This window comes from Novosphingobium sp. (genome assembly GCF_049240505.1).
Taxonomy (GTDB): domain Bacteria; phylum Pseudomonadota; class Alphaproteobacteria; order Sphingomonadales; family Sphingomonadaceae; genus Novosphingobium.
The window spans coordinates 3,768-7,268 of sequence record NZ_JBMLSM010000080.1 but is presented as its reverse complement, the minus strand read 5'-3'; the positions used below and the strand labels follow the sequence as shown (position 1 = coordinate 7,268).

2 protein-coding genes and 1 pseudogene are annotated in these 3,501 nt (G+C 62.4%); 2 read left to right on the top strand and 1 reads right to left on the bottom strand.

What is annotated here, in order from left to right; translation table 11 throughout:
* Positions 1-429, top strand: a pseudogene (locus tag ACOVQ0_RS06620) (hydrolase); the annotation flags it as partial.
* 237 nt (positions 430-666) lie between these two features.
* Here the strand turns inward: ACOVQ0_RS06620 and ACOVQ0_RS06615 are convergent.
* Entirely contained in the window at positions 667-834 is a 168-nt protein-coding gene (locus tag ACOVQ0_RS06615; protein ID WP_421881808.1) for a hypothetical protein, read from the bottom strand.
* A 296-nt stretch (positions 835-1,130) separates the two neighbouring features.
* Between ACOVQ0_RS06615 and ACOVQ0_RS06610 the strand changes: the two genes are divergently transcribed.
* A complete protein-coding gene (locus tag ACOVQ0_RS06610) occupies positions 1,131-3,494 on the top strand; it encodes a TonB-dependent receptor (protein ID WP_421881805.1) in 2,364 nt (787 codons plus the stop codon).
* The last annotated feature ends 7 nt before the right edge of the window (positions 3,495-3,501 follow it).

Below are 3,501 nucleotides of genomic sequence, written 5' to 3'. Positions count from 1 at the left end.
GGGCACGACCATTGTTATGGCCGATGGACAGCAGAGCAAGGCAGCGTTTCCGCCCGTGAAGCGCGCGCGGGCGGCGCCGCTCAAGGGCCAGTATACCTTGTCTCTGTCGCAGGCGCGAAGATGTATGCGCTCAACGATCGTTCCGGTTGGCAACCGGACCGCGTCGCCGAGGATACGAGCCTGTTCCAGACGCTGGAATTCACGCAAGGGCGGCTGGTCGTGAAGGCGTTCCTCAACACAGGAGTCCTTTACGACGGGTTCGTCCTGGAGAAGGATGGCAAGGGCACCAACCGCTTTGCCGAGTTGCCGGCCGAAGTCGCCACGGTCCGGCGCTGCAATGTCGATTCGGCGCAACGCAAAGGGCCGGAGTCAATGGCGGGCGCCAAGGGCCCTGATGGATTGCCTTGCTCGGCATCATTCAAGGATTGAGAATGCAAGTTTGAAGTGTAGTTGTCTTTCCGGCATCGTTACCGCCGAAAGGTTGGACGCCGCGCGCAGAAACTACCGATCAATGATTTCGGCATTATCGACGCGGGCGGAACGGTCCGCTTTGCCTGACCACGATTGTCAATTTTCGGTCACGATCAATGTGTTGCGCGAATCTGTTTTCTCACCCATTTGAGGGTTGTGGGGCGGGAACGTGATCTATTGCTTAGCAGTATACAGCTAGCGCTCGCGGGAAATGAGGCCCGCGACGACGGCTTCATTGATCAAATCTTCAATCCCGGCGATCTTGATCGCATTGAAAAAGCAGCTTGGATTGCCTTGAAGTCGTGGCGCGACGATGCCGAACTGCGAGCGTTGAACAGTCGTCTGGATCGGTTCGTGAGGCACAGGCTCGAAGATTTGTCAGTGAGCCTTGTGGCAGCACGCGCAGACGAGCGATACCGCGTTTTCAGTATCTAGCCCGAATGCCGGTAAAAAACTCCTTCACGACTGAAGGCAGTGTTGGACGACTATCGTTATCCATCCTTTGTCTGATCCTCGGAGCTTGGCTGATAGCGTTGCCTAGAAACAACACATCGGCAACCTTGATCGCCTTCATCCAACTGCAAAATAACAGCAACCGCCCCGTCACAGGACGCCTCTAGCTGCGCTGGACCTCACTTGTTTCAACAAGGTCCAACATCATGCGTACCTCCCTGCTTCGTGCGGCGCTGCTCGCGTCGATCGCCATTCCCGCCGTCCCCGCCTTCGCACAGGACCAGACCAACAGCGAGCCCGAGAACAGCACCGCCTCCGGCAACGCGATCATCGTAACCGCTCAGAAGATCGAACAGCGCGCGCAGGACGTGCCGATCACCATCTCTGCGCTTACCGGCCAGCGGATCACCGAAATCGGTGTCACAGACCTCGACGAGCTGTCCAACTACATCCCCGGCCTCAACATCCAGGAACAGAGCGCCAACAATCCCGGCGTGGTCATCCGCGGTATCACCTCGGATAGCGGTTCGGCCCAGCAAGGCCCGCGCGTCACGCTCTACTACAACGGCGTCGACATTTCGCGCTCGCGGGGGTCCTATCAGGCGATCTACGATCTGGAGCGGGTCGAGGTCATCAAAGGCCCGCAGGCAACCCTGTTCGGCACGGCCAGCGCGGTAGGGGCGATCAGCCTGGTCTCCGCCAAGCCGCGCCCGGGCTTTTCGGCCGAGGTGCGCGGCGGCTACGGCAATTTCAACCAGACCTTGTTGGGCGGCTTCGTCAATGCCGGGGGCGAGACGCTGGCCTTCCGCCTCGCGGGCGAGTGGCGGACGCGCGATGGCTATGTCGAGAACCTCTCGCCCAATCAGGAGGACGAGCTTTACGCACAGGACCAGCTGGGTCTGCGCGCCTCGCTGCGCTGGCAGCCCACCACCGACCTGACGGTCGACCTGATTGGCACCTATGACCAGCAGAGGAACGGCGGCACGCCCTTCATCTCGGGCCGCTTCCCGGCCTTCGCCGGCGCGCCGGGCGGAGCGGCGAACGCCTTCCGCAATGCGAATCTCGGCGGCAACCCGGCGGGCGCTGCGGCGCTGGGCGATGACCAGCTCGGTCTGAACCGCGAGGTTTATGACATCAGCCTCACCATCGACCACCAGTTTGATGACGACTGGAGCTTCACCACCGTCAACGGCTACCGCAAGTTCGACAGCGCCGAAGTGTTCGACGCCGATGGATCGGCCGCGCCGTTCCTCGAATTCGCCGAGATCGCCGACGGCTGGCAGGTCAGCCATGAGGGCCGCTTCACCTACACTGGCGACAATCTGCGCAGCAGCTTCGGGTGGAACGCCTTCATTGAGGACGGCCGCCAGAACGTACCTTTCGCCACCGAGGAAGGCACCTTCCTCCAGTGCCTCACCTCGCTGTTCGGCGCGCCGCTGGTGCCAGGTGTGGCCTGTGTCGCGCCCAATGGTTCTGTCCCCGCGAGCGGCGTAACGGCGATCCTTACCGGCGGAGCGGCGACGGCGATCCCCTACAACTCGGTATTCGAGAACCAGGGCCGCAACGAGGCGTATTCGCTGTTCGCCGATGCAACCTGGACCCCCTTCGATGCGCTCGAACTGACGGCGGGGGTGCGCTGGCTGACCGAGTATCGCGGCTCGGGTTTCTTTGCCCGCGTGCCAAACTCCACGCTTAGCCGCGCAGCGCTGATCCCCGGCCAGATCGACACCGGTGGGCGCACCTTCACCGCGGACAAGTGGTTCCAAGCGTGGTTGCCGCGATTCAACGCGCTCTATCGTATCAGCGATGATGTGAACGTGTTTGCCACGGTGTCGAAGGGCCGCCGCTCGCCGGTGGTGCAGGTCGCGGCGGCACGCAGCGGCGGACGTCCGGTGCCCAACGTGCAGACCATCGCCGAAGAGACCGTCTGGAATTACGAAGGTGGGATCAAGCTGGCGAGCGGCGGCGTAGTCGGCTCGCTCGGGGTCTATTACCAAGTATACAACGACTTCCAGGTCTCGGTCGCGCAGCTCGATGCCAATGGCAATCCGACCGGTGCCTTTGTCACGCAGAGCGCGGGCCGTGCGAGCAACCTCGGGGTCGAGGCGGAGCTGGCCGTGGACGTGACTGACTGGCTCAACGTGTTCGGCAATGTCGGCTATATCGATGGCGGGATCGATGAGAACGGTGCTTTTTCGCCTGCCTTTTCGGGCGCGCGGTTCCGGCTGCAGCCGGAATGGCAGGCCGCTGCCGGCTTCACCATCGACAAGGAGCTGCCGGGCGGCGTGCGCCTCTTCGCCACACCGAGCGTCACCCATCGCAGCCGGATCTTCTTCGAAGTGCCGAACAATCCGCTGATCTCGCAAGACGCGGTCACGCTGGTCAACGCGCGCGCCGGGGTCAGCTTCGCCGACAGGCGTTACGAAGTCGCCGCTTTCATCCGCAACGCCTTCGATGAGGACTATCTACTCGATGCGGGCAACACCGGCGGGGCCTTCACCATCCCGACCTTCATCCCCGCCGAGCCGCGCTTCTACGGGATCCAGCTGACCGCACGCTTCGGTAACTGAAACAACC